The 19,237-nt window shown below is 73.0% G+C and carries 23 protein-coding genes; 10 read left to right on the top strand and 13 right to left on the bottom strand.

Features of this window, described 5'->3' with window-relative positions; translation table 11 throughout:
• Positions 1-8 precede the first annotated feature (8 nt).
• The 4 genes from ACBJ32_RS34210 to ACBJ32_RS34195 form a co-directional block, all read right to left on the bottom strand.
• Complete coding sequence (locus ACBJ32_RS34210; protein ID WP_375130270.1) at positions 9-884, bottom strand: alpha/beta hydrolase; 876 nt, start codon at positions 882-884, stop codon at positions 9-11.
• The gene (locus tag ACBJ32_RS34205) at positions 881-1,375 is read right to left on the bottom strand and encodes a nuclear transport factor 2 family protein (RefSeq protein WP_375130269.1); all 495 of its coding nucleotides are present in this window, start codon (positions 1,373-1,375) and stop codon (positions 881-883) included. The genes ACBJ32_RS34210 and ACBJ32_RS34205 overlap by 4 nt, the downstream gene beginning before the upstream one ends.
• Positions 1,372-1,776 carry a nuclear transport factor 2 family protein gene (locus ACBJ32_RS34200; protein ID WP_375130268.1) on the bottom strand — a complete coding sequence of 135 codons (405 nt, stop codon included), beginning with the start codon at positions 1,774-1,776 and terminating at the stop codon, positions 1,372-1,374. The genes ACBJ32_RS34205 and ACBJ32_RS34200 overlap by 4 nt, the downstream gene beginning before the upstream one ends.
• 82 nt (positions 1,777-1,858) lie before the next feature.
• Entirely contained in the window at positions 1,859-2,764 is a 906-nt protein-coding gene (locus ACBJ32_RS34195; RefSeq protein WP_375130267.1) for a hypothetical protein, read from the bottom strand.
• A 68-nt stretch (positions 2,765-2,832) separates the two neighbouring features.
• Between ACBJ32_RS34195 and ACBJ32_RS34190 the strand changes: the two genes are divergently transcribed.
• Positions 2,833-3,585 (top strand): TetR/AcrR family transcriptional regulator, encoded by a 753-nt coding sequence (locus tag ACBJ32_RS34190; protein ID WP_375130266.1) that lies wholly within the window; start codon positions 2,833-2,835, stop codon positions 3,583-3,585.
• A 36-nt stretch (positions 3,586-3,621) separates the two neighbouring features.
• Here the strand turns inward: ACBJ32_RS34190 and ACBJ32_RS34185 are convergent, their stop codons facing one another.
• Positions 3,622-4,599: a DMT family transporter gene (locus tag ACBJ32_RS34185; protein ID WP_375130265.1), complete on the bottom strand. Its 978-nt coding sequence runs from the start codon at positions 4,597-4,599 to the stop codon at positions 3,622-3,624.
• Between the two features lie 154 nt (positions 4,600-4,753).
• Complete coding sequence (locus tag ACBJ32_RS34180; RefSeq protein ID WP_357889581.1) at positions 4,754-5,722, bottom strand: WYL domain-containing protein; 969 nt, start codon at positions 5,720-5,722, stop codon at positions 4,754-4,756.
• 98 nt (positions 5,723-5,820) lie between these two features.
• On the opposite strand from ACBJ32_RS34180, the gene ACBJ32_RS34175 reads away from it, so the two are divergent.
• The 6 genes from ACBJ32_RS34175 (at position 5,821) to ACBJ32_RS34150 (ending at position 11,350) form a co-directional block, all read left to right on the top strand.
• Complete coding sequence (locus tag ACBJ32_RS34175) at positions 5,821-6,243, top strand: VOC family protein (RefSeq protein ID WP_375130264.1); 423 nt, start codon at positions 5,821-5,823, stop codon at positions 6,241-6,243.
• Between the two features lie 68 nt (positions 6,244-6,311).
• On the top strand, positions 6,312-6,503 hold the full coding sequence (locus tag ACBJ32_RS34170) for a hypothetical protein (protein ID WP_375130263.1): 192 nt from the start codon (positions 6,312-6,314) through the stop codon (positions 6,501-6,503).
• Complete coding sequence (locus ACBJ32_RS34165) at positions 6,500-7,615, top strand: winged helix DNA-binding domain-containing protein (protein ID WP_375130262.1); 1,116 nt, start codon at positions 6,500-6,502, stop codon at positions 7,613-7,615. The genes ACBJ32_RS34170 and ACBJ32_RS34165 overlap by 4 nt, the downstream gene beginning before the upstream one ends.
• 146 nt (positions 7,616-7,761) lie before the next feature.
• Complete coding sequence (locus ACBJ32_RS34160; protein ID WP_375130261.1) at positions 7,762-8,814, top strand: NAD(P)-dependent alcohol dehydrogenase; 1,053 nt, start codon at positions 7,762-7,764, stop codon at positions 8,812-8,814.
• A gap of 21 nt (positions 8,815-8,835) precedes the next feature.
• A complete protein-coding gene (locus ACBJ32_RS34155) occupies positions 8,836-10,665 on the top strand; it encodes a glycoside hydrolase family 15 protein (protein ID WP_375130260.1) in 1,830 nt (609 codons plus the stop codon).
• Positions 10,666-10,861: 196 nt separating this feature from the next.
• Positions 10,862-11,350: a DUF6463 family protein gene (locus ACBJ32_RS34150; RefSeq protein ID WP_375130259.1), complete on the top strand. Its 489-nt coding sequence runs from the start codon at positions 10,862-10,864 to the stop codon at positions 11,348-11,350.
• Positions 11,351-11,413: 63 nt separating this feature from the next.
• Here the strand turns inward: ACBJ32_RS34150 and ACBJ32_RS34145 are convergent, their stop codons facing one another.
• The gene (locus ACBJ32_RS34145) at positions 11,414-12,325 is read right to left on the bottom strand and encodes a nitrilase family protein (RefSeq protein WP_375130258.1); all 912 of its coding nucleotides are present in this window, start codon (positions 12,323-12,325) and stop codon (positions 11,414-11,416) included.
• Positions 12,326-12,520: 195 nt separating this feature from the next.
• Between ACBJ32_RS34145 and ACBJ32_RS34140 the strand changes: the two genes are divergently transcribed.
• Positions 12,521-12,907, top strand: a complete 387-nt coding sequence (locus tag ACBJ32_RS34140) for a winged helix-turn-helix transcriptional regulator (RefSeq protein ID WP_375130257.1) — start codon at positions 12,521-12,523, stop codon at positions 12,905-12,907.
• Between the two features lie 64 nt (positions 12,908-12,971).
• Here the strand turns inward: ACBJ32_RS34140 and ACBJ32_RS34135 are convergent, their stop codons facing one another.
• The 3 genes from ACBJ32_RS34135 to ACBJ32_RS34125 all read right to left on the bottom strand — a co-directional run bounded on the left by ACBJ32_RS34135 (position 12,972) and on the right by ACBJ32_RS34125 (position 14,668).
• Positions 12,972-13,559, bottom strand: coding sequence for an alpha/beta fold hydrolase (locus ACBJ32_RS34135; RefSeq protein WP_375130256.1), 588 nt, complete (start codon positions 13,557-13,559; stop codon positions 12,972-12,974).
• The gene (locus ACBJ32_RS34130) at positions 13,532-14,038 is read right to left on the bottom strand and encodes an SDR family oxidoreductase (protein WP_375130255.1); all 507 of its coding nucleotides are present in this window, start codon (positions 14,036-14,038) and stop codon (positions 13,532-13,534) included. The genes ACBJ32_RS34135 and ACBJ32_RS34130 overlap by 28 nt, the downstream gene beginning before the upstream one ends.
• Before the next feature lie 63 nt (positions 14,039-14,101).
• The gene (locus ACBJ32_RS34125; RefSeq protein WP_375130254.1) at positions 14,102-14,668 is read right to left on the bottom strand and encodes a TetR/AcrR family transcriptional regulator; all 567 of its coding nucleotides are present in this window, start codon (positions 14,666-14,668) and stop codon (positions 14,102-14,104) included.
• A gap of 102 nt (positions 14,669-14,770) precedes the next feature.
• On the opposite strand from ACBJ32_RS34125, the gene ACBJ32_RS34120 reads away from it, so the two are divergent.
• Positions 14,771-15,433 carry a hypothetical protein gene (locus ACBJ32_RS34120; protein WP_375130253.1) on the top strand — a complete coding sequence of 221 codons (663 nt, stop codon included), beginning with the start codon at positions 14,771-14,773 and terminating at the stop codon, positions 15,431-15,433.
• Between the two features lie 28 nt (positions 15,434-15,461).
• Here the strand turns inward: ACBJ32_RS34120 and ACBJ32_RS34115 are convergent, their stop codons facing one another.
• Together ACBJ32_RS34115 and ACBJ32_RS34110 are read right to left on the bottom strand one after the other, a co-directional pair.
• On the bottom strand, positions 15,462-16,052 hold the full coding sequence (locus tag ACBJ32_RS34115; protein ID WP_375130252.1) for a TetR/AcrR family transcriptional regulator: 591 nt from the start codon (positions 16,050-16,052) through the stop codon (positions 15,462-15,464).
• 9 nt (positions 16,053-16,061) lie between these two features.
• Positions 16,062-17,312, bottom strand: coding sequence for a cytochrome P450 (locus tag ACBJ32_RS34110; RefSeq protein WP_375130251.1), 1,251 nt, complete (start codon positions 17,310-17,312; stop codon positions 16,062-16,064).
• A 223-nt stretch (positions 17,313-17,535) separates the two neighbouring features.
• Here ACBJ32_RS34110 and ACBJ32_RS34105 point away from each other — a divergent pair, with 223 nt between their 5' ends.
• A complete protein-coding gene (locus ACBJ32_RS34105; protein WP_375130250.1) occupies positions 17,536-18,435 on the top strand; it encodes an aldo/keto reductase in 900 nt (299 codons plus the stop codon).
• A gap of 276 nt (positions 18,436-18,711) precedes the next feature.
• Here ACBJ32_RS34105 and ACBJ32_RS34100 read toward each other — a convergent pair whose 3' ends face one another.
• Positions 18,712-19,203 (bottom strand): MarR family transcriptional regulator, encoded by a 492-nt coding sequence (locus ACBJ32_RS34100; protein WP_357889826.1) that lies wholly within the window; start codon positions 19,201-19,203, stop codon positions 18,712-18,714.
• Between the last annotated feature and the right edge of the window lie 34 nt (positions 19,204-19,237).

The raw sequence follows: 19,237 nt of genomic DNA, 5'->3' as shown, positions 1-19,237 counted from the left end.
GACGGGGATCATCGCAGCGTCCTGCCGAAGTGAGCGGTCACGGTGTCGGCTGCCAGGGTCACCTGTGGTTCCTGGTCGTAGAAGTCGAACTGGGTGCCCTGGGTCCAGAAGATGTCCCTGGGCCCGGCCAGTCCGGCGTGGAAGCGTCGCGCGCCGTCGGGGATGGCGGCGTCCTCGCTGTGCACGAGCAGGGTGGGCTGGATGATCTGCGGGGCCAGGGCGATGGAGTCGTAGGTGAGCCAGTCGGGCCAGGCCATGACGGCGAAGCGGTTGGGCCAGGCGGGGATGCCGCCGCGGGCCGGGTTGAGGTAGAAGTCGATGTCGTACGGCATGGCGGCCCGTGGATCAGTGGCTGAGACGACGGGCACGTAGTCGACCTCGCCCGTCTCGTCATACCGCGACCTCGCCTCCCGCCCCATCTTGATCTTCTCGGCCACGGCCTCCGCACCCCCGTAGGCGGCCTCGCAGATGGCGGCGTCGTGCAGCCACGGCGCCACCAGCGCCAGCGACTTCACCCGGGGGTCGCGGGCGGCGTTCCCGGACATGTACATCGCCGCCGCGCAGATGCCGAGGGCTCCCAGCCGGTCACCGTCCACCGCCGGGTGGGCGGCCAGGAAGCCGAGAGCGTGGTGGATGTCGCGGACCTTGCGCTCCGGGTTCTCCACGTCCCGCGGCTCCCCGCCCGACTCGCCGAAGCCGGCGAAGTCGAAGGACAGGGCCGCGTAGCCGCGCTCGGCCAGGCGCTGGGCGTAACGGTCGGCCATCAGCTCCTTGACGCTGGTCCAGGTGCCCGCGACCACCACGCCGGGCGCCCGCTCCACTCCCTCGGGCAGGTAGAGGTTGCCGGCGAGGGTGACGCCGTCGCTGTCGAAACTCACGTTCACGCGTACTCCAAAGTGGCTTTGGTGATCAATCCGTCGGAGATGTCGAAGTGGTAGGCGGCGCGGAAGCCGCCCGTGCCGCCGGGCTGGAAGCGGACCAGCAGGGTGACGCCGCCCGTGCGCGGCGTGTGGTCGAGCAGGGTGTAGACGCCGCCGATGACCTCGGCCGCGGCCCAGCCGCGGATGGCGTCCCGGCCGCGGATCTCCCGCCCGACGTCGATGACCAGGCCGTCGGGGGCGAAGGCGGCGGCGAGCGCGTCGGCGTCCTTCGCCGCCACCGCGTCGAGGTAACGCTGGGCGGCGGGGTCAAGGGAACCGCGCGAGGCGGCCCGCGAGGGCGGTGGCGAGGACGGGGCCGGCGAGGGCGGGAGCGCGGACGGGGGCGGCGCGGTGCCGGTGGCGGCCGTGCCCGGGAAGCCGCTGGTGGTCACCGCGACCACCCCGCCCACGGCCAGGGCGGCCGCCGCCACCCCGGCGACGATCGGCCATCTCATGGCCGGCCGTCGCTCCAGACCGCGGTCATCACCACGCCGCCGATCCGCCACCCGGCGGCGGTCCTGACCAGGTCGAAGCGGTAGGTGCCGCCCAGCGTCCACAAGGTGTCGTCGGTCTTGCGATGGGTGGCCTGGAAGGAGGCGGTGCACACCGCGGTGTCGCCGTCGAGGGTGACCAGGTGGTTGCCGAGCAGGTGCTGGGTGGCCTGGAAGGCGCCGAGCGCGTCCTTCCAGGCCGCCACGATCTGGCCGGGGGCGAGGGTGGCGGGCTCGCCTCCGTTGAGGCTGGTGTAGTCCAGGGTCACCTCATCGGCGAACACCTCGGCCAGCCTGCTCCACTCCCGCTGGTCGGCGTGCCAGGCCATGCGGGTGCAGGTGTCGATGACATCGAGTCGGTCCATGCGGCCCAGCATGTCCGTGCCGCCGCCGGGCGCGGGAGACGGAGAGGTTGCACGACCGGGTGCAGGAACCTGCACCCGGGGCTCACAGCCAGCCGCGCTCCTTGGCCAGGAGCGCGGCCTGGAAGCGGGTGGCGGCGCCGAGGCGGGCCATCAGGTCGGCGACGTGGGCGCGGAGCTTGCGTACCGAGACGTGCAGCGCGCGGGCCGCGGCCTCGTCGGTGTCGTGGCAGGTCAGGGCGTGCAGGACCTGCTGCTCGATCGGGGACAGGGGCATCTCGTCCAGGTCGCGGGCGCGCTCCCACATGCCGTCGAAGACGTCGGCGAGCATGGCGACCATGCCGGGCTGGCGGATCTGCAGCGCGCCGGCCATCGGGTCGGCGGGATCGGCCTGGACGAAGGCGACGGCGCGGTTGACGACGGCCAGGTGCCGGATCGGCTCGGTGGTGACCCGGTGCAGGTCACCCAGGGCGTGCTGGACGCGGGCGTGGGGCTCCTGCTCGGGGTCCCGCAGGGCGCGGGCGGAGAAGAGGGTACGGCTGCGCAGGCCGCGGGCCAGCAAGCGGTTGAAGGGGGCGAGGGCGTAGCCGGTTTCCTGGTAGTAGGCCCGTTCCTTCAAGTGGGCGAACTCGCCGGGATCGTCGTTCATCAGCGTGCGCATGCGCAGGGTGACGGCCCGCCCGTCCGGCAGGTGCTCGACCATCTGCACCGTCCGCCCGCTGCGGTGCTCCTCGGTCAGTTCGGTGAGCACGTCCCAGGCCAGGCTGAGCTCGGCCAGGCGGCGCTGGGTGTGCTCGATGCGCCGCCGTACCAGCAGATCGACCGCGACGGCGGGGGCGGCCGCGTTCAGCGCCTCGTCCACCAGGCCCAGCGCCCGTAACTCGGTGAGAGCGGGCAGGCTGGGATCGAGGTCCGTGCCGGGGTTCCGCAGCAGACGGCGGTAGAGGTGTTCCTGCTCGGCGGTCAGCCCCAGGCTGGCGAGACCCGTCATCGTTCCCCCAAGACGCAGCACTCCGTACGAGATACAGTGTATAGCGTACGGAGTTTAGAGGGGGAGTCATGGGATCAGGGGACGAGCTGCCCACGGTGGTGGCGCGGATGTGGGGCCTGGAGGCGGCGTCGCGCCGGGGCCCCCGCCCCGGGCTGACCCTGGAGCGGATCACCGACGCCGCGATCGAGCTCGCGGACGCCGAAGGCCTGGCCGGAGTGCGGATGAGCAGCGTGGCCGCCCGGCTGGGCGTGTCCACGATGTCGCTGTACGGCTACGTGCCCAGCAAGGACGACCTGCTCACCGCGATGGTGGACGCGGCGGCTCCCGACCCGCCGGAGCCGGGCCGGCTCACCTGGCGCGAGTACCTGGCCCGCTGGACCCGCGCCAACCGCGACTTCCTGGCCGGCCACCCGTGGCTGCTGGCGGTCTCGCCCCTCACCCCGCCCATCGGGCCGCGCACCCTGCGCTGGCTGGACCGGGCGCTGACCTCGCTGGCCGGCGCGGGCCTGGCCGGGGTGGAGGCCGTCAACATCGCCTCCACGCTGTCCGCCTACGCCGTCAGCTCCGCCACCCTCCAGACCGCCATGACGGGAACGGTCGACGAGGCGGGGCCGGAAGGGCCGGCCGGTTACACCGCGCTGCTCACCCGGCTGGTCGACGGGCGCGGCTACCCGGGGCTGGCGGCGGCGCTCGAGTCCGGGGCGTTCGGCGCCGCGCCCGACTGGGTCGAGGACGACGACTTCGCCTTCGGCCTCACCCTGCTCCTCGACGGCATCGAGGCACTCATCGCCCGGCGAGGGGAAGGCCGAACCGAACTCTGATCGAAGCCGGGCGCGGCCACCGAACCGGGAAGCGGTTCATGGCGTCGTTCTCGCGGCGGCACGCCCTCCCGGGGAGACCGGTGTGAGAGCCGGCTCGCGGCCGGCCTTCCCGCCGGACCCGGTGGCGGTCTGGGCGAGGAGCGCGCCGGACAGCACGATCAGCCCGCCCACGATCTGGAACCCGCCGAGCGTCTCCCCGACCAGCCCCCACGCCACCACCGCCCCGCCGATGACCTCCAGCGACGCCACGGTGACGCCGACGGCGGCCGACAGCCGCCGTACGGCGCTCACCCCCAGGATGTACGCCACCACGGTCGCGACCACCACCATCCACAGGTACGCCACCACCACGGGCAGCGTCAGGCCGTCCGCGGAAGGCGTGACGGACACCGTGAACGCCTCCCACGGCAGGTCCCAGGGCCGCGCGAACGGGGTCAGCACCACGACCGCCCCCGCCATCCCCCAGGCGATGAGCCCGAGGGGGTCCAGGTCGTCGCCGAAGCTATCGTTCATCAGGAAATATCCGGCGGAGCACGCCGCGGCCAGCATCCCCAGCGCCAGGCCCAGCACGTCCAGCCGGATCTCCTGCCACGCCTCGACGACCAGCACGAGCCCGGCGACCGCGACGACGGCCCCGACGTACGCGGCGCGGGCGAGCCGGACCTTCCGTACGAGCCGCACCCACGCCACCACCATCACCGGCGCCAGGTAGACCAGCAGCAACGCGATCCCGACCGGCAGCCGCGTGATCGCGGCGAAGTACAGCGACTGCACCCCGGCCACCGCCACGACCGCGTACAGCCCGACGAACGGCACCCTGGAGCGGGGGATTCGCAACGCCCGCGGCCTGACCGCGGCCAGCACCGCCACCAGCAGCAGCCCGGCGCCCGCCATCCGCGTCCACACGGCCTCGATCGGCGTCAGCCCGGCGGCGTCGAGGTATTTCGCCATCGGCCCCGAGAACGCGAAGCACCACGAGGCCCCGAACGCGAGCGCGAGCCCCGCGTACCTCATCCCACACTCTCCCGCCTGCGCCGTCATGACCGGTCAGCAGGACAGTCACATGTCCGGCATCCCGCGCGCAACGGAATAAACTCCCCTCGCCGGGCGGCCGGCGGCGCCGGCAGCAGCGTCTGGAGCAGGCCGGGCCGGGTGCCCGTCACGGAGGTCAGCGGGCCGGGCGCGCGGCCTCGGCGTAGCGGCCGGCCAGCTGGGCGAAGGCGGCCCTGAGCTCGGGCGGGCCGACGACCTCGATGTCGGCGTCGAACCTGCCGACGGTGGCGGCCAGGCCGGTCCACGACCACGAGCCCAGCACGAGCCGGCAACGGCCGGGCCCGAGCTCCTCGACCACCCCGTCCCGGACGAAGGGGGACACGGCGGCGGCGGGCAGGGCGAGGATCACCTCGCCGCGGCAGGGCCACTCGCCGGAGCCGTCGGAGCCGAGGAACCTGCCGGCCACGAAGGCGGCCACCGTGCCTCCTGGCAGCTCGCGTGGGGTGAAGCGGGGCCCGGTCGGGGTGCGCGGGGCGATGCGGTCGGCGCGGAAGGTGCGCCAGTCCTCGCGGTCGAGGTCCCAGGCGACGAGGTACCAGCGCCCGCCCCAGGTGACGAGGTGGTGGGGCTCCACCCGGCGCGGCGGGGCCTCCTGCGAGCCGTCGTAGTCGAGGCGCAGCACCTCGCGGGCGTGGACGGCGGCGCTGAGCGCCACGAGCACGCCGCTGCCCACCTGCGGCCCGGGCCGGAGCGCGGGCCGCTCGACGGTGGTGACCCGCAGGGTGTCGATGCGGTGGCGCAGCCGGGCGGGCATCACCTGGCGGACGGTGCTCAGCGCGCGGGCCGCGGCCTCCTCGATGCCGGCGCCGCTGGTGGTGGCGACCTGCAGCGCGATGGCCAGGGCGACGGCCTGCTCGTCGTCGAACAGCAACGGCGGCAGCTCCGAGCCGGCGTCCAGCCGGTATCCGCCCTCCGGCCCCTTGAAGGCGACGATGGGGTAGCCGAGCTCGCGCAGCCGGTCGACGTCGCGGCGCACGGTGCGCGGGCTGACGTCCAGCCGGTCGGCGAGCAGCGCCCCCGGCCAGTCGCGGCGCGTCTGGAGCAACGAGAGCAGCGCCAGCAGCCGGGCTGAGGTCTTCGGCATGTTCCCCATTCTGCCCGGAGTAGAGGCCACACCCTGTCCGCTACCCCTGCGACCGTGGTGCTCGCAACGACCTCCCTCGCCATGAACAGGAGCCACATATGTCTGTCACGACCACCGCTCATCTGAACTTCAGGGGCGACGCCCGCGCGGCGCTCGAGTTCTACCAGTCCGTGTTCGGCGGGCACGTCGCCGTCGTCACCTACAAGGACGTCGGGAACGTGCAGGACCCCGCCGACGCGGACCGGGTGACGTGGGGCCAGGTGCTCGCCGGGAACGGCTTCCACGTGATGGCCTACGACGTGCCCTCGGGGATGCCGTGGGACCGGGGTGAGAACGCGTTCTTCGTCTCCGTCCGCGGCGAGGACCCGGAGGAGATCACCGCGTACTGGGAGAAGCTCTCCGACGGAGCGACCGTCGTCCAGCCTCTGGGGCCCGCGCAGTGGGCCCCGCTCTACGGGATGCTCACCGACCGCTTCGGGGTCGTCTGGGTCCTGGACGTCGTGAGCGAGTACAACGCCTGAGCCTCCAGCGTGGTGCGGGACCTGCCCGCACCACGCCCCCCTCCTCCTGCCGAAGGGAACGACCAGACATGAGAACGCGCCCCCTCGGGCGGACCGGGATCCAGGTGAGCCCCTACTGCCTGGACACGATGATGTTCGGCCGGGTCGGCAACCGCGACCACGACGACTGCGTCCGCATCGTCCAACGGGCCGCCGGCCGTCACCCGGGCGGCGCTGCGCAGGCGGCCGTCCGGCGAGCGTGCCGCGGCGTGAGGCGATGACCGTGCTCAGCACCCGGGCGCTGAACCGCGCGACGCTCGCCCGGCAACTGCTGCTCGACCGCGCGGACCTGCCGGTGTCCGGCGCGGTGGCGCACCTGTGCGGCCTGCAGGCGCAGGAGCCGCAGGAGCCGTTCGTCGGGCTCTGGTCGCGGCTGCGCGCCTTCGACCCGGCGGCGCTCTCGGAGCTGCTGGCCGGGCGCGGTGTGGTGCGTACGCACCTCATGCGGCGCACCGTGCACCTGCTCACCGCCGCCGACGCCCTGGCCTGGCGGGCCCGCCACGACGCCATGCTGCGCCAGCGCGTCCTCGGCACCTACCGGCGCGAGCTGGCCGGGGTGGACCTCGACGAGCTGGCGGCGGCGGGCCGGGCGGTGGTGGCCGACGGCGAGCCGCGCTCGATGAGCGAGCTCGCGCGGGCGGTGGCCGCGCGCTGGCCGGAGCCGGGGCCGCGGGCGCTGGGCGAGATGCTGGTCGCCGCGCTCATCCCGATGGCTCAGCTGCCGCCGCGCGGGATGTGGCGGAGGAAGGCGGGGGTGCGCAACGTCCCCCTCTCCTCCTGGCTGGGGCGGGAGATCGACCCGCCGTCCGCGGACGGCTCCGATCCGGTGGGGCAGGCGCTGGTGCGGCGCTATCTCGCCGCGTTCGGCCCGGCCGCCGCGGCCGACCTGCGGGCCTGGTGCGGTCTCGCCGGGCTGCCCGCCGCGGTGGCCGCGGTCCGCGAGGAGCTGGTCGACTTCCGGGACGAGCGGGGCCGGGTGCTGCTCGACCTGCCCGACGCGCCGCGCCCCGACCCCGGCGTCCCGGCCCCGGTACGGTTCCTGCCGGCGTTCGACAACGCGATACTCGGCTACCACGACCGCAGCCGGATCATCGACGACGCCCACCGCGGCCTGTCGGTCGCCGGTGCCCGCGTGGTCCTGGTGGACGGCCGGGTCGGCGCGACCTGGACCGTCGAGGACGGTGCCGTGACCGTCGTCCCGCTGCGTCCCCTCTCCCGGGCCGACCGCGAGGCCGTGGCCGAGGAGGGGCGGGCGCTGGCGTCGTTCCTGTCCGACGGCGACGGCGATCGCGTACGGCTCCACGTGGGGTCAGGTGACGCAGTGCAGGCATGACCGGGCGAGAGCGCCGTCCACGACGCCGTCATGGCCGGCGCCGATCGCCGCGACCGGGTGGGGGCCGAGGTTAAACGCCGAGGTCAGCCGGGTAGGCCTGGGCATGTTTGCGGCGTTTTACGGGGGCGCCGAACGTGGGGGGCACGATGCGAGCGTTCGTGATGAGGGAGATCGGCCAGGTCGGGTTCATGGACAAGCCCGTCCCGCGGCCAGGCCCGCTCGACGCCGTCGTCAAGACCACCGCCGCCCTCATCTGCACCTCCGACTCCCACACCGTCAAGGGCGGCATCGGACCGCGGGAGAACCTCACGCTCGGCCACGAGGGTGTCGGCGTGGTGCACGAGGTGGGCGACGAGGTGAAGGCCTTGCGGCCGGGCGACCGGGTCCTGGCGGGCGCCATCACGCCCGACTGGGGCGACCTCGCCTCGCAGAACGGTCACCCGTCGCAGTCCGGCGGGCCGCTCGGCGGGTTCAAGTTCGCCAACTCCAAGGACGGTGTCTTCGCCGAGTACTTCCACGTGAACGAGGCCGACGCCAACCTGGCGAAGATCCCCGACGGCGTCCCCGACGAGATGGCCGTCTACTGCGCCGACATGCTCTCGACCGGCTTCATGGGCGCGGAGAACGGCAACATCCCCATCGGTGGGACGGTGGCCGTGCTCGCCCAGGGACCGGTGGGGCTCATGGCCACCGCGGGCGCCAGGCTGCGCGGCGCCGGCCTGGTCATCGGGGTCGAATCGGTGCCCAGCCGGCAGCGGCTCGCCCGCGAGTACGGCGCCGACGAGATCGTCGACTTCACCAAGGAGGACGTCGTGGAGCGCGTCCTCGACCTGACCCAGGGGCAGGGCGTGGACACCGCCATCGAAGCCCTCGGCGCGGACGCCACCTTCCAGACCGCCATCAAGATCACAAAGCCGGGCGGGACGGTGTCCAACACCGGCTACTACGGGGAAGGCGAGTTCGTACGCATCCCCCGCATCGAGTGGGGCGTCGGGATGGCCGACAAGACGATCACGACCGGCCTGTGCCCCGGCGGCCGGCTGCGCATGGAGCGGCTGCTGCGCGTCCTGCAGGGAAAGCGGCTCGATCCCACGCCCCTGACCACCCACACGTTCCGCTTCGAGGAGATGGAGCGGGCCTTCGAGGTCTCGGACAAGAAGCTCGAGGACATGGTGAAGGTGCTGATCACCTTCCCGTGACAGTGACGGAGAACGCCAGCCATGCTCGATCCCGATCCGCCCTTCCGGCCGGTCCGCCGGCACGCGGGCTACCTGCCGCTGGAGGACCTGGGCCTCATCGGCGACGGCACGACGGCGGCGCTCGTCGGCCTCGACGGCTCGATCCCGTGGCTGTGCCTGCCCCGCTTCGACAGCGACCCCCTGCTGTGCGGCCTGCTGGACCACGAGCGCGGCGGCCACTTCACGCTGACCGTGGACGACCTGCGCGAGGCCAGGCAGTTCTACGAGCCGGACACCGCGGTGCTGGTCACCGAGCTGCGCGGCCCGGCCGGCCTGGTCCGCATCACCGACGCGCTGGCGCTGCGCCCCGGCGCCGACCTCAGCGACGACGCGGGCGGCGGCCGGTCCGAGCTGGTCCGGTCCGCGACCGTCCTTTCCGGTACCGCGCGCCTGCGGGCCGAGCTGGAGCCGCGCGGCGGCGCGCAGGCCCGGGTCCTCTACAGCGGCCTGGAGGTGGGCGCCTCCCGGCGGCCCGACCTGCGGCTGCATCTGCGTGCCAACCGCCCGCTGGCCGGCCTGCGCAGCGCGTACGACCTTCAGGAGGGTGACCGGCTCGACCTGGTGCTGTCCTGGGGACGCGTGCACCGTCACCACCGGTTCGACCCCGAGGCGATGTTGCGGCAGACCGCCGAGGCCTGGCGGCGCTGGATGCGCAAGTGCAGCTACAGCGGCCCCGAGGAAGCGCTGGCCCGGCGCTCGGTGATCACGCTGAAGCTGTGCGACGACTGGGGCAACGGCTCGCTGGTCGCGGCGCCCACGTCCTCGTTGCCGGCGCCGATCGGCGGGGTGCGCAACTGGGACTACCGCTATACCTGGATCCGCGACGCCGCCTACGCCGTGTTCGCGCTGCGCCGCGTCGGCTTCGAGGAGGAGGCCGACGCCTTCCTCGGCTGGGTTCTCGACGCCTTCGAGCAGAGCCGCCATCCGCGCATCATGTACACCCTGGGCGGCGGCCCCGTACCGGAGGAGATCCACGACGCCGACCTGGAGGGCTACCGGCGCTCGGCCCCGGTGCGATGGGGCAACGGCGCCGCCGACCAGCGCCAGCACGACGTCTACGGCGAGGTGCTGGACTGTGCCGACCAGTGGCTGCTCCCCGGCCGCGAGCTCCAGCCGGGCCTGTGGTCCGGTCTGGCGGAGCTGGCCGAGTCCGCCGCGTACGCCTGGCAGCAGCCCGACCAGGGCATCTGGGAGGTACGCAGCGAAGGCCGGGTCTTCACCTACTCGGCCGGGATGTGCCAGGTGGCCCTGGACCGGGCGGCGGCGATCGGCGAGCGGCTCGGCATGTCCGGGCCGATCGCGACGTGGCGGGCCGCCGCGGAGAAGCTGCGCCGGCTCATCCTGGACCAGGCGTGGGACGAGGGCGCGCGGTGCCTGAGCGAGCACCTCGACGGCGGCGGCTCCCTGGACGCCAGCCTGCTGGCGCTGCCGCTGCGCAAGGTCGTCCCGGCCCGCCATCCGCGCATGGCGGCCACCACCGCCGCCATCGCCGAGCGCCTGTCGGCCGGCGACGGCCTGCTCTACCGCTACCTGCACGATCACTCACCCGACGGCCTGCCAGGCGACGAGGGCGCCTTCGTGCTGTGCAGCTTCTGGCTGGTCGACAACCTGATCCTGCTGGGGCACCTGGATCGGGCCGAGGACCTGTACGCGTCGCTGTGTGCCCGGGCCAGCCCGGTCGGGCTGCTGCCCGAACAGATCGACCCCGCCACGGGGGCCTTCATGGGCAACTTCCCGCAGGCCTTCAGCCACATCGGGATCATCGCCAGCGGCGTCAACCTGGCGCGGGCGAGAGCGGGGATCACCGCATGATCGTGGCGATCAGGACGGGCGTCCGGATCGGGCCCGACGATCACCCCGGTCCACCTCCTGCGTGCTGGACGATCTCGGCGGTGCCGGCCACCCGGGCCGTAGCGACCGGCGGGCCACGGACGATCCCTGGAGCGGGGGAGCGGCATCCCTCCGGCGGGGGAGTTCATGAGGCCGTACCCCCGAGAAGCTGACACCCATGAGCACTCGACCCGCGGCCCACCTGCCGGCCACGTCCGGATCCCCCAGCCGGCTCACCATCTGGGCCGGACGCAGCATGGTCCTGATCGCCGTTCTGCACACGGCCGTTTTCGCCCGCCTCGCCCCTTGGGCGAGCTGGTTCAGTGGAGATCTTCGCAACGATGCCGCGGACGGCCACTCGCTGGCGACGTTCTGGGCGCTGCCCGGTGGATTCGTCGTCACACTGATCCTGCTGGGGCTGCTGGTGGCACGAGCAGGACGGCGGGGACAACCCGTTCCCGCGTATGTCGGCTGGGTGATCCTCGGCTGGGCGGCGCTGGCCGTCAGCCTGATCGGACCGAGCGGTTTCCTCTTCGCCACGATTCCGGCCGGACTGCTCATCGCGGCGAGCCTCACCGCCGGACCACGCCACCGCGGCCAGGACCGGGTCCTGGACCGGTCAGGCGGAGGCCGGCCGGAGCGCGGAGCAGGTGCCGCCGAGGGGTGAACCTTCGGCGTGGAGGGTCCCTGATGCGCCCGCGCGATGTCGCGGGCGATCGTCAGGCCGACGTCACCGGGGCAGCGGAGCGCCGCCACGGTAGCCGAGCATCTGGTCGTACAGGTCGGTACGCCGATCGCGGTGCAGGTCGTTGAGCTGGTTCCAGATCGGGGCCGTCCGCGCCGCGGTGAGATCGATGTCGGCGTAGATGATGGTGTCCTCGTCCGGGCCGGCGATGCGATCGATGGGCCAGCCGTTCGTGCCCGCGATGAGGGAGTTGCCCATGAATCCGGCGCCGCGCTCCTGGCCGATCCGGTCCGCGGTGGCGATGAACACGTTGTTCGCGTGCGCCGCCGTGATCGTCAGGTAGGCGGCCATGCAGACGCCGCTCTGGTCGTACAGCGGCGGCGGGGTCCAGACCCAGCCGGTGGGGACGCAGATGATGTCCGCGCCGAGCTGCGCCACGATGCGGGCCGTCTCGGGGAACCAGATGTCCCAGCACACCAGCAGCCCGATCCGCCCGATGCGGGTGTCGAACACCGAGTATCCCTCGTCACCGGGCGTGAACCACAGCTTCTCGGTGTTCCACAGGTGTGTCTTGCGGTAGCGACCGATGTACCCCTCGGGGCCGACCAGGACCGCGGTGTCGAACAGCCTGTCGCCGTCCTGCTCGGCGACGCAGGCCACGATGTACACGTTGCGCTCGGCCGCGAACCGCGCGAACCCCTGCACTGTGGGGCCGTCCGGTACCGCCTCGGCGTGCGCGAAGGCTTCCTCGCGGGTCTCGAAGACGTAGCCCGTGGTGGCCAGTTCGGGCAGGACGATGAGGCCGGCGCCGGCCTCCGCCGCGGCCGTCAGCCGCTGCTCCACCGCCAGCGCGTTGGCCTTCAGGTTCTCGACGCCCACGCGGGGCTCGAACTGCACCACCGCAACCCGGACCGGGCTGACCCTGGTGTCCTCGCCGGTGTCCTGTCGTTCCGTCATGACCTCTCCTCGGGCCGCACTCTTCGTCCAGCGGTTTCATTTTGAAACCACTCATGGCGACCCTAGAGGAAGCTGGTTTAAACTTGCAACCACTCGCGTGAGCTGTCTCCAGGCAGTCGGACGGACAGGGGTGGCATGCAGGGACGGGGTGTCAGTCATCGGCAGGCGGAATGTCCTGTCGCCAGGACGGTGGACGTGATCGGGGATCGATGGTCCCTGCTCATCGTCCGGGACGTTCTCGACGGGATCCGCCGATTCAGCGAGCTGCAGCGGAACCTGGGGCTGGCCAAGAACATCCTGGCGTCCCGCCTGCGTGAGCTCGTGGCCCAGGGCATCCTGGAGATGGTCCCGGCGACCGACGGGTCCGCCTACCAGGAGTATGCGCTCACCGCGAAGGGCCGCGAGCTGTTCGCCGTGATCGTGGCCCTCAGGAAATGGGGAGAGGCGCACCTCTTCGAGGAGGACGAGCCCCGCTCGGCGCTGGTCGACATCGAGAACGAGCTTCCCGTCCGGCTCCAGGTCACGGACGCCACGGGCCGTCCGATCAGTTCTGACGAGGCGTTCGTGCGCAAGGCGTCCTGAACGCCACCGGCCGGCGACACGGACTCGGCGCGACGGAACGCCTGACCCCGGCCGCTGGGCGGGTTCACCGGATGGCGGCGGCGACCTCAGCGGGATGGGTGAGCTGCGGATAGTGCCCCGCCCGCTTGATCGTGGTCACGGGCCGGCCCACCGCCGCGGTCAGCGGATCGGCGGACCCCGTGACGATCTCGACGGGCACGCTCACCCGGGCCAGGAGCTGCCGCAGCTCGTCACGGGCAGCGTGCGCGGCCCGCAGCGCCGCCACCACCCGGCGGGCCTGGCCGGGGCGGGCCAGGCCGGCCGCCAGCACGGGCCCGTCGAGCCGGTCGGCGACCTCCTGCCACGAGCCGGAGTCCCGCGGCAGCCCGTGCAGCAGCACGTGAGCCGGCCGTTCGCGCTCGCCGCTGATCCAGGTGGCGGTGCCCGCCACCTGCTGGTAGCCGTACGGGCCGTGCGGCGTCTCCGCGGCGCCGAAGCGGGCCGCCACCAGATCGTCGGCCCACGCCCTGAGCGCCGCCTCGACCGGCGGCATGCGCAGCCCCGCCCGTTCGGCGAAGGCCCGGGCGGACGCGGTGTCGTACCGGTCGGTGGACAGGAACGACAACGTCTCGGGATCGGCCCCGGTCAGGGCGCGAGGGAGGATCCGCAGCAACCCGACCGGGATCGCACGCCGGGGCGCCCGCACCCCATGTGCGCGGCGAGCAGCCCGATGAGTTCCGGCAGGACGGGCGCGCGGTCGTCCAGGATCCAGTACGCCTCTTCCCGGCCCCGGTCGTGCTCCGGCAGGCCGGCCCGGGTCGCGGCCCAGTCGAGCACGTGCACCGCTCCGGTGACGTTCGTGGCGCGCGCCTGCTCGGCCGTGAGCCCGAACGCGTACCGGCCGGCGCAGTTGTAGACGTCGCGGACCGCCGTCAGATCGCCCGGCGGCAGCCCGAGATCGGGCCGGGTGATGTCGGCCCGGACGACGGCCAGCCCGTCCAGCGGAACGTCGCGGCCCGTCAGCCAGGCGGTGAGGCCGTCACCGCCGCCCCGGGCCGCCGCGGCGACGGTGTGACCGCGGCGCAGGAGCTCCGCGACCAGGAAGCGCCCGATGAGGCCGGACGCGCCGAAGACGAGTGGATCGGGTTGCATGAGTCTTTCTATAGATCGATCTACATATTTTTGGGGCATGCGCAGACGGGGCCCGCCCGGCCCTCAGCCGCCGAGCAGGACCGCGACGCTCCTGGCCGCCCGGTCGAGCGGATCCCGGCTCCGCCGCGCCCGCGCCAGCACCAGCGCCCCCTCAACCAGGGCCAGCACGCTCGTGGCGACGTCGTCGGCATCGGGGTGCCCGTCGGCGATCAGCCGCTCCCGCAGCACGCCCTCCCACGCGTCGTACACCTCGGCGCAGACTTGCTGCAGCGCGTCGTTGCCCGCCGCCATCTCCAGCGCGACGGTCGCCACCGGGCAGCCCTTGCGCCACGCCGAGCCTTCCAGCCGGTCACCGAGCAGCTTGATCACCCCGGTCACCAGGGCGGTCGCGTCCGGCGCCGCGTCGGCGAGGTCGCGCATCGCCTGGCCGAGCTCCAGGCCCGCCCACCGCAGCGCCTCGGCGACCAGTTGATCCTTGCCGCCGGGGAAGTGAAAGTAGAGGGAGCCCCGGGGCATCCCGCTGGCCGCGATCACCTGGTTGAGCCCGGCGCCGAAGTATCCGCCGGCCTCGATCAGGTCCTGCGTGGCGTCGAGCAGCCGCCCGCGCGTCTCGTCCCCCTTGCGTCCCATGCTCACAAAAATAGACCGATCTACCTATTTCCGCAACCTGGCGGGGCGTTCACGCCGCCGGGCGGCGGGCAGGAGATCGGCCGGTCGAAGGAGAGGATCACCATGCCGGAAGGAATCCCCCCGATCAGCTTCACCACCCCCTCGCCCCGCGGATATCTGTACGCCTGCGCGAGCGTCGATCCGCCCGGCCGCGCCCCCTTCGTCCGCAGGAGCGCGCGCCGCGAGCGGATGCTCGCCCAGTGGCGGGCACTGGCGCAGGATCTGACCGAGCTGGACGAGGTGGCCTGCGCCACCGTCTTCGAGGCCGTGCTCATCCCGCCGATCCAGGGCGGCCCGCGCCACGACGTGCTCATGCTCGTCCAGACCACCTCCCCGGCGCAGCTCGCGGCCGTGCCGGTCGAGAAGCTGCGGGCCGACCTGGTCATGCCGGCCAGCAACACCAGGCGCATCGGCGACACCGACGCGACGGCGCAGGGCACGTTCCTGTTCAACCACTTCACCGCACCGGACCCGGAGGCGGGGGTGGCGGCCTGGGAAGGGCTGGCGGCCTGGTACACCGCCAAGACCGGCGTGGACAACTCCACGCTGCTGCGGCCCGTCGAGGAGAGCGGCCCGTACGCGTTCGTCAACTACGTACGGCTTCCCGGCAGCGCCCCCGCCTTCCTGCTCAACCAGGTGCTCAGGCCCAGCTTCCACCGTTACGTCAGGTCCACGCTGAAGGCCAACGGCATGGTCGCCATGCCGATCCTCTGCCGCCCCGCTTGACGCCTCACCTGAGGGCCCGCTTGACGCCTCACTGCTGGTTCGCCGGCGCGAGCCACTGGCGGGCGAGGTCGCGTACGGCCTCCAGCCAGCTCTGCCGCTCCTCGCCGGCGGCGATCGCATCCGCGGCGCCGTGCAGCACCGTGAACAGGATCGTGGCCGCGATGTGCGGATCGATCGGGCGGAACGCGCCGTCGTCCATGCCGCGTCGCAACGCCGCGGCGATCGCGTCGACGACGTCGAGCCGCCCCCCGTCCGTGAGCTCGGGCGCGGAGTGGAAGACGGCGGCGTGCAGCCCGCCCGGCCGGGAGATGTCCTCGATGGCCGCGGCGCACTCGGTGTCGAGGGTGGCCCACCAGTCGATCGGCCCGGTGGACTCGGCGAGCCGGTGGAAGCGGGTCACGTAGTCGCGCAGCACGTGGTCGCGCACGGCGGCGAGCATGTCCTCCCAGGAGGAGAAGTAGACGTAGAAGGTGCCCTTGGCGGCGTCGGCCTCGGCGGTGACGGCCTGGACCCAGTTGGTCACCTCCTGGCCGGAGCGCAGGAGCCGGATGGCGGCGTCGACGAGTTCGCCGCGCCTGGCCTCGGGAGAGAGGCGACGGCGGCTCCTGGAGGTGACCACCGCACCAGGCTAGCGACCGCGCGTGCCGTGCCCAACCAGGAGCTCGCTGACGCCGCGGAGGTTGACGTGCTCCCGGTACGGCGGCGGGTCGGCGACGAGCCGGGGCTCCTGGACGCGCCGGGCGAACGCGGCCAGCGCCACCCGTCCTTCGAGCCTGGCCAGCGGCGCGCCGAGGCAGAAGTGCGCGCCCGCGCTGAAGCCCAGATGCCGCACCTGCCCGCGTCCCGGGTCGAACCGGTCCGGGTCCGGGTTCGCCTCCGGGTCCCGGTGGGCCGCGGCCAGCAGGAGGATGATCAGGCCGCCCGCGGGCACCTTCGCGGTCCCGACCCGCAGGTCCTCGCGCGCGACCCGGGCGGTGAGCTGGACGGGCGGGTCGTAGCGCAGGACCTCCTCGACGACCGCGGGAGCCCTGCGGGGGTCGGCCCGCAGGGCGGCGAGGTGGCCGGGGTGGCGCAGCAGGGCGAGCACGCCGTTGGCGATCAGGTTGACCGTCGTCTCGTGCCCCGCCACCAGCAGCAGCACGATCGTGGAGACCAGCTCGTCATGGCTGAGCACGTCGCCGCCGTCCTCGGCGGCGAGTAACGCGGAGATCAGGTCGTCGCGGCGCGGGCTCCCGCGCCGGTCGGCGACGAGCTCGTTGATGTACCGGTGCATCCCCACCATGCCGCCGGCCCACTGCTCCTCGTCGTCGTCCGGGCCGGAGAAGCCGTCGAGCTGCCGGGTGAGCTGGGCTGACCAGCCACGGAACAGCCGCTCGTCCGCCGCGGGAACGCCGAGCAGGTGGCAGATGACCGTCACGGGCAGCGAGTAGGCGAGCCCGGACACCACGTCGAACGGGTCCCGCTCGCACGCCCGGTCGAGCAGGTCGTCGACCAGCCGCGCCACGTAGGGCTCCATGCGGGCGATCGTGCGGGCGGTGAACGCGCTGCTGACCAGGCGCCGCAGCCGGGTGTGGTCCGGCGGGTCCATGGACAGGAACCACGGCTGCCGCACCGAGGACGGCGCGTCGGGGGGATACGGATCGACTTCCCGGCCGGCGTCGAAGTGACGCCAGCGCTCGGCGCTGAGCCGCGGGTCGCGCAGCAGCGTCTCGCAGTCGCGGTAACCCGTCACCACCAGCGCGGAGATCTCGTCGATCCAGACCGGGCCGAGAGCTCGGAAGCCGGCGTAGACCGGGTACGGGTCGGCTCTCGACGCGGGATCGAGGAGCTTCCCGACCAGGTCGAGGCCGGACGTCTCGCTGTCCGTCGCCAGGGACATGTGCACTCCTTGGGAGATTTATTGACCTGAGGTCAGTATTGATGACCTCAGGTCAATACGTCAACGGGCCAGGACTGGTAGTCTTAGGGGCATCGCAGAGCCTTCTCGGCCGGATCCTCATCCGCCCCGGGGAGGCTTTTTTCATGCCCGGATCCGGTCTCGCCCGGATGGCCGTGGCACTTCCCCACCCCACCCACACCGGCCACTGCCGTGAGGACCGATCATGACTGCACGTACGAACACCGCGGCCTCCGCGGGCACCTGGAAGCTGGGCGACCTGACCGTCAACCGGATCGGGTTCGGCGCCATGAGGCTGACCGGACGCGCCGCCTTCACCGCCGGCGCCGGCGCTGACCGCGAACGCTCGATCAGCGTCCTGCGTCGCGCGGTGGAGCTCGGGGTCAACCACATCGACACAGCCGCGTACTACTTCTCGCCACGCCTGTCGGCCAACGAGCTGATCAACCGGGCCCTGGCGCCGTACCCCGACGACCTCGTCATCGCCACCAAGGTCTGGCCGGCCAGGAGCCCGTCGGGGGAGTGGTGGTGGGCCGAACCCGAGCAGCTCCGCGGCCAGGTGGAGGAGAACCTGCGCCAGCTCGGCCGCGACCATCTCGACGTCGTGAACCTGCGCGTCCCGCCCAGCGGGAAGGCCGGCTCGATCGCCGACCACTTCGGCGCGCTGGCCGACCTGCGCGACGCCGGGCTCATCCGCCACCTGGGGGTCTCCAACGTCACTCCGGCCCAGCTCGCCGAGGCCCAGGCCATCGCGCCGGTGGTCTGCGTGCAGAACCCCTTCGGCGTCGGCTCGACGGCCGGCCAGCGAGAGCTGCTGCGGAGCTGCGGCGAGCAGGGCATCGCCTTCGTACCGTTCTTCGCGATCGCCGGCGCGGGGCGCGAGGCCGGTCTCGCGGGCGACGGCGAGCACGAGAGCGTCCTCGCCGTCGCCCGCGCCCACGGGGCCACGCCCGCCCAGGTCCGGCTGGCCTGGACGTTGCGGCAGGGGCCGCACGTGCTGGCCATCCCGGGCACCGGCGACCCCGGCCACCTCGCGGAGAACGTGGCCGCGGGCACGCTGACGCTGTCCGACGACGAACTGGACCGCCTCCAGTCCATCGGCTGACCGTCCCCGCACGTCCACGCCACTCGAAGGCACGCCCCGCCCCAGCGCTTTGCCGCGCGGTCTGTCCCCCCGGCGTCCGGCCGCGTCGCCACCGGCCAGCAGGGGACGACGGCGCACGAACGCCGGCCGGGCGCCGTCGTCCCCTGCCACCACGCCCCACGAGAGCACGGGCCGGGGGCGGCGGCGCGGACACCTGTCGTGGGGCCGACGGCCCCACGGACGCTGTGCGCGAAGGCGCCGGCTGGCGGCGGTGCTGCCGTGCCGCAGGCCGCGGGCCTACCCCTGGGGCGTGTCGCCGAGCGACTCGAGCAGGCCGCGCAGCAGGCCCGCGAGCTGGTCCCGTTCCCGCGGGCCCAGCTCGGCCAGCAGGCGGGCCTCGTTCTCCACGTGCGGGCCGACGAGCTCGTCGATCTTGGCCAGCCCCTGCGCCGTCAGCCGGACGCGGATCGAGCGCCGGTCCTCCTCGTCCGGCAACCGTTCGACCAGACCCTTGGCCGCGAGCCTGTCGATCCGGTTGGTGATCGCCCCGGAGGTCACCATGGCGGCCCGGTTGAGGGTCCCGGCCGTCAGCTCGTACGGGGAGCCGGACCGGCGCAGGGTGGCCAGCACGTCGAACTCCCATCGCTCCAGCCCGTGTGCGGCGAAGAACTCCCTCAGCTCGCGATCCAGCACCCGCGACAGCCTGCTCACCCGCCCGATGATCCCCATGGGCCAGACGTCCACGTCGGGCCGCTCGCGCTGCCACTGGCTCAGGATCAGGTCCACCACATCAGCCAACGGGGCCTCCTTCCGCCTGCTCGGC

The sequence above is a fragment of the Nonomuraea sp. GTA35 genome, assembly GCF_041950525.1.
Lineage (GTDB): Bacteria > Actinomycetota > Actinomycetes > Streptosporangiales > Streptosporangiaceae > Nonomuraea.
Note: the sequence above shows the minus strand (reverse complement) of the source record. Positions and strands in the feature narration are given on the sequence as shown.

Excerpts from the sequence above, each read along its gene's own strand:
- ACBJ32_RS34180 (WP_357889581.1), bottom strand. The coding sequence starts at position 5,722 with ATGCCGAAGACCTCAGCCCGGCTGCTGGCGCTGCTCTCGTTGCTCCAG.
- ACBJ32_RS34120 (WP_375130253.1), top strand. The coding sequence starts at position 14,771 with ATGCCGGAAGGAATCCCCCCGATCAGCTTCACCACCCCCTCGCCCCGC.
- ACBJ32_RS34105 (WP_375130250.1), top strand. The coding sequence starts at position 17,536 with ATGACTGCACGTACGAACACCGCGGCCTCCGCGGGCACCTGGAAGCTG.
- ACBJ32_RS34160 (WP_375130261.1), top strand. The coding sequence starts at position 7,762 with ATGCGAGCGTTCGTGATGAGGGAGATCGGCCAGGTCGGGTTCATGGAC.
- ACBJ32_RS34125 (WP_375130254.1), bottom strand. The coding sequence starts at position 14,668 with ATGGGACGCAAGGGGGACGAGACGCGCGGGCGGCTGCTCGACGCCACG.
- ACBJ32_RS34195 (WP_375130267.1), bottom strand. The coding sequence starts at position 2,764 with ATGACGGGTCTCGCCAGCCTGGGGCTGACCGCCGAGCAGGAACACCTC.
- ACBJ32_RS34150 (WP_375130259.1), top strand. The coding sequence starts at position 10,862 with ATGAGCACTCGACCCGCGGCCCACCTGCCGGCCACGTCCGGATCCCCC.
- ACBJ32_RS34130 (WP_375130255.1), bottom strand. The coding sequence starts at position 14,038 with ATGCAACCCGATCCACTCGTCTTCGGCGCGTCCGGCCTCATCGGGCGC.
- ACBJ32_RS34145 (WP_375130258.1), bottom strand. The coding sequence starts at position 12,325 with ATGACGGAACGACAGGACACCGGCGAGGACACCAGGGTCAGCCCGGTC.
- ACBJ32_RS34165 (WP_375130262.1), top strand. The coding sequence starts at position 6,500 with ATGACCGTGCTCAGCACCCGGGCGCTGAACCGCGCGACGCTCGCCCGG.
- ACBJ32_RS34170 (WP_375130263.1), top strand. The coding sequence starts at position 6,312 with ATGAGAACGCGCCCCCTCGGGCGGACCGGGATCCAGGTGAGCCCCTAC.
- ACBJ32_RS34155 (WP_375130260.1), top strand. The coding sequence starts at position 8,836 with ATGCTCGATCCCGATCCGCCCTTCCGGCCGGTCCGCCGGCACGCGGGC.
- ACBJ32_RS34190 (WP_375130266.1), top strand. The coding sequence starts at position 2,833 with ATGGGATCAGGGGACGAGCTGCCCACGGTGGTGGCGCGGATGTGGGGC.
- ACBJ32_RS34200 (WP_375130268.1), bottom strand. The coding sequence starts at position 1,776 with ATGGACCGACTCGATGTCATCGACACCTGCACCCGCATGGCCTGGCAC.
- ACBJ32_RS34185 (WP_375130265.1), bottom strand. The coding sequence starts at position 4,599 with ATGAGGTACGCGGGGCTCGCGCTCGCGTTCGGGGCCTCGTGGTGCTTC.
- ACBJ32_RS34175 (WP_375130264.1), top strand. The coding sequence starts at position 5,821 with ATGTCTGTCACGACCACCGCTCATCTGAACTTCAGGGGCGACGCCCGC.
- ACBJ32_RS34110 (WP_375130251.1), bottom strand. The coding sequence starts at position 17,312 with ATGTCCCTGGCGACGGACAGCGAGACGTCCGGCCTCGACCTGGTCGGG.
- ACBJ32_RS34205 (WP_375130269.1), bottom strand. The coding sequence starts at position 1,375 with ATGAGATGGCCGATCGTCGCCGGGGTGGCGGCGGCCGCCCTGGCCGTG.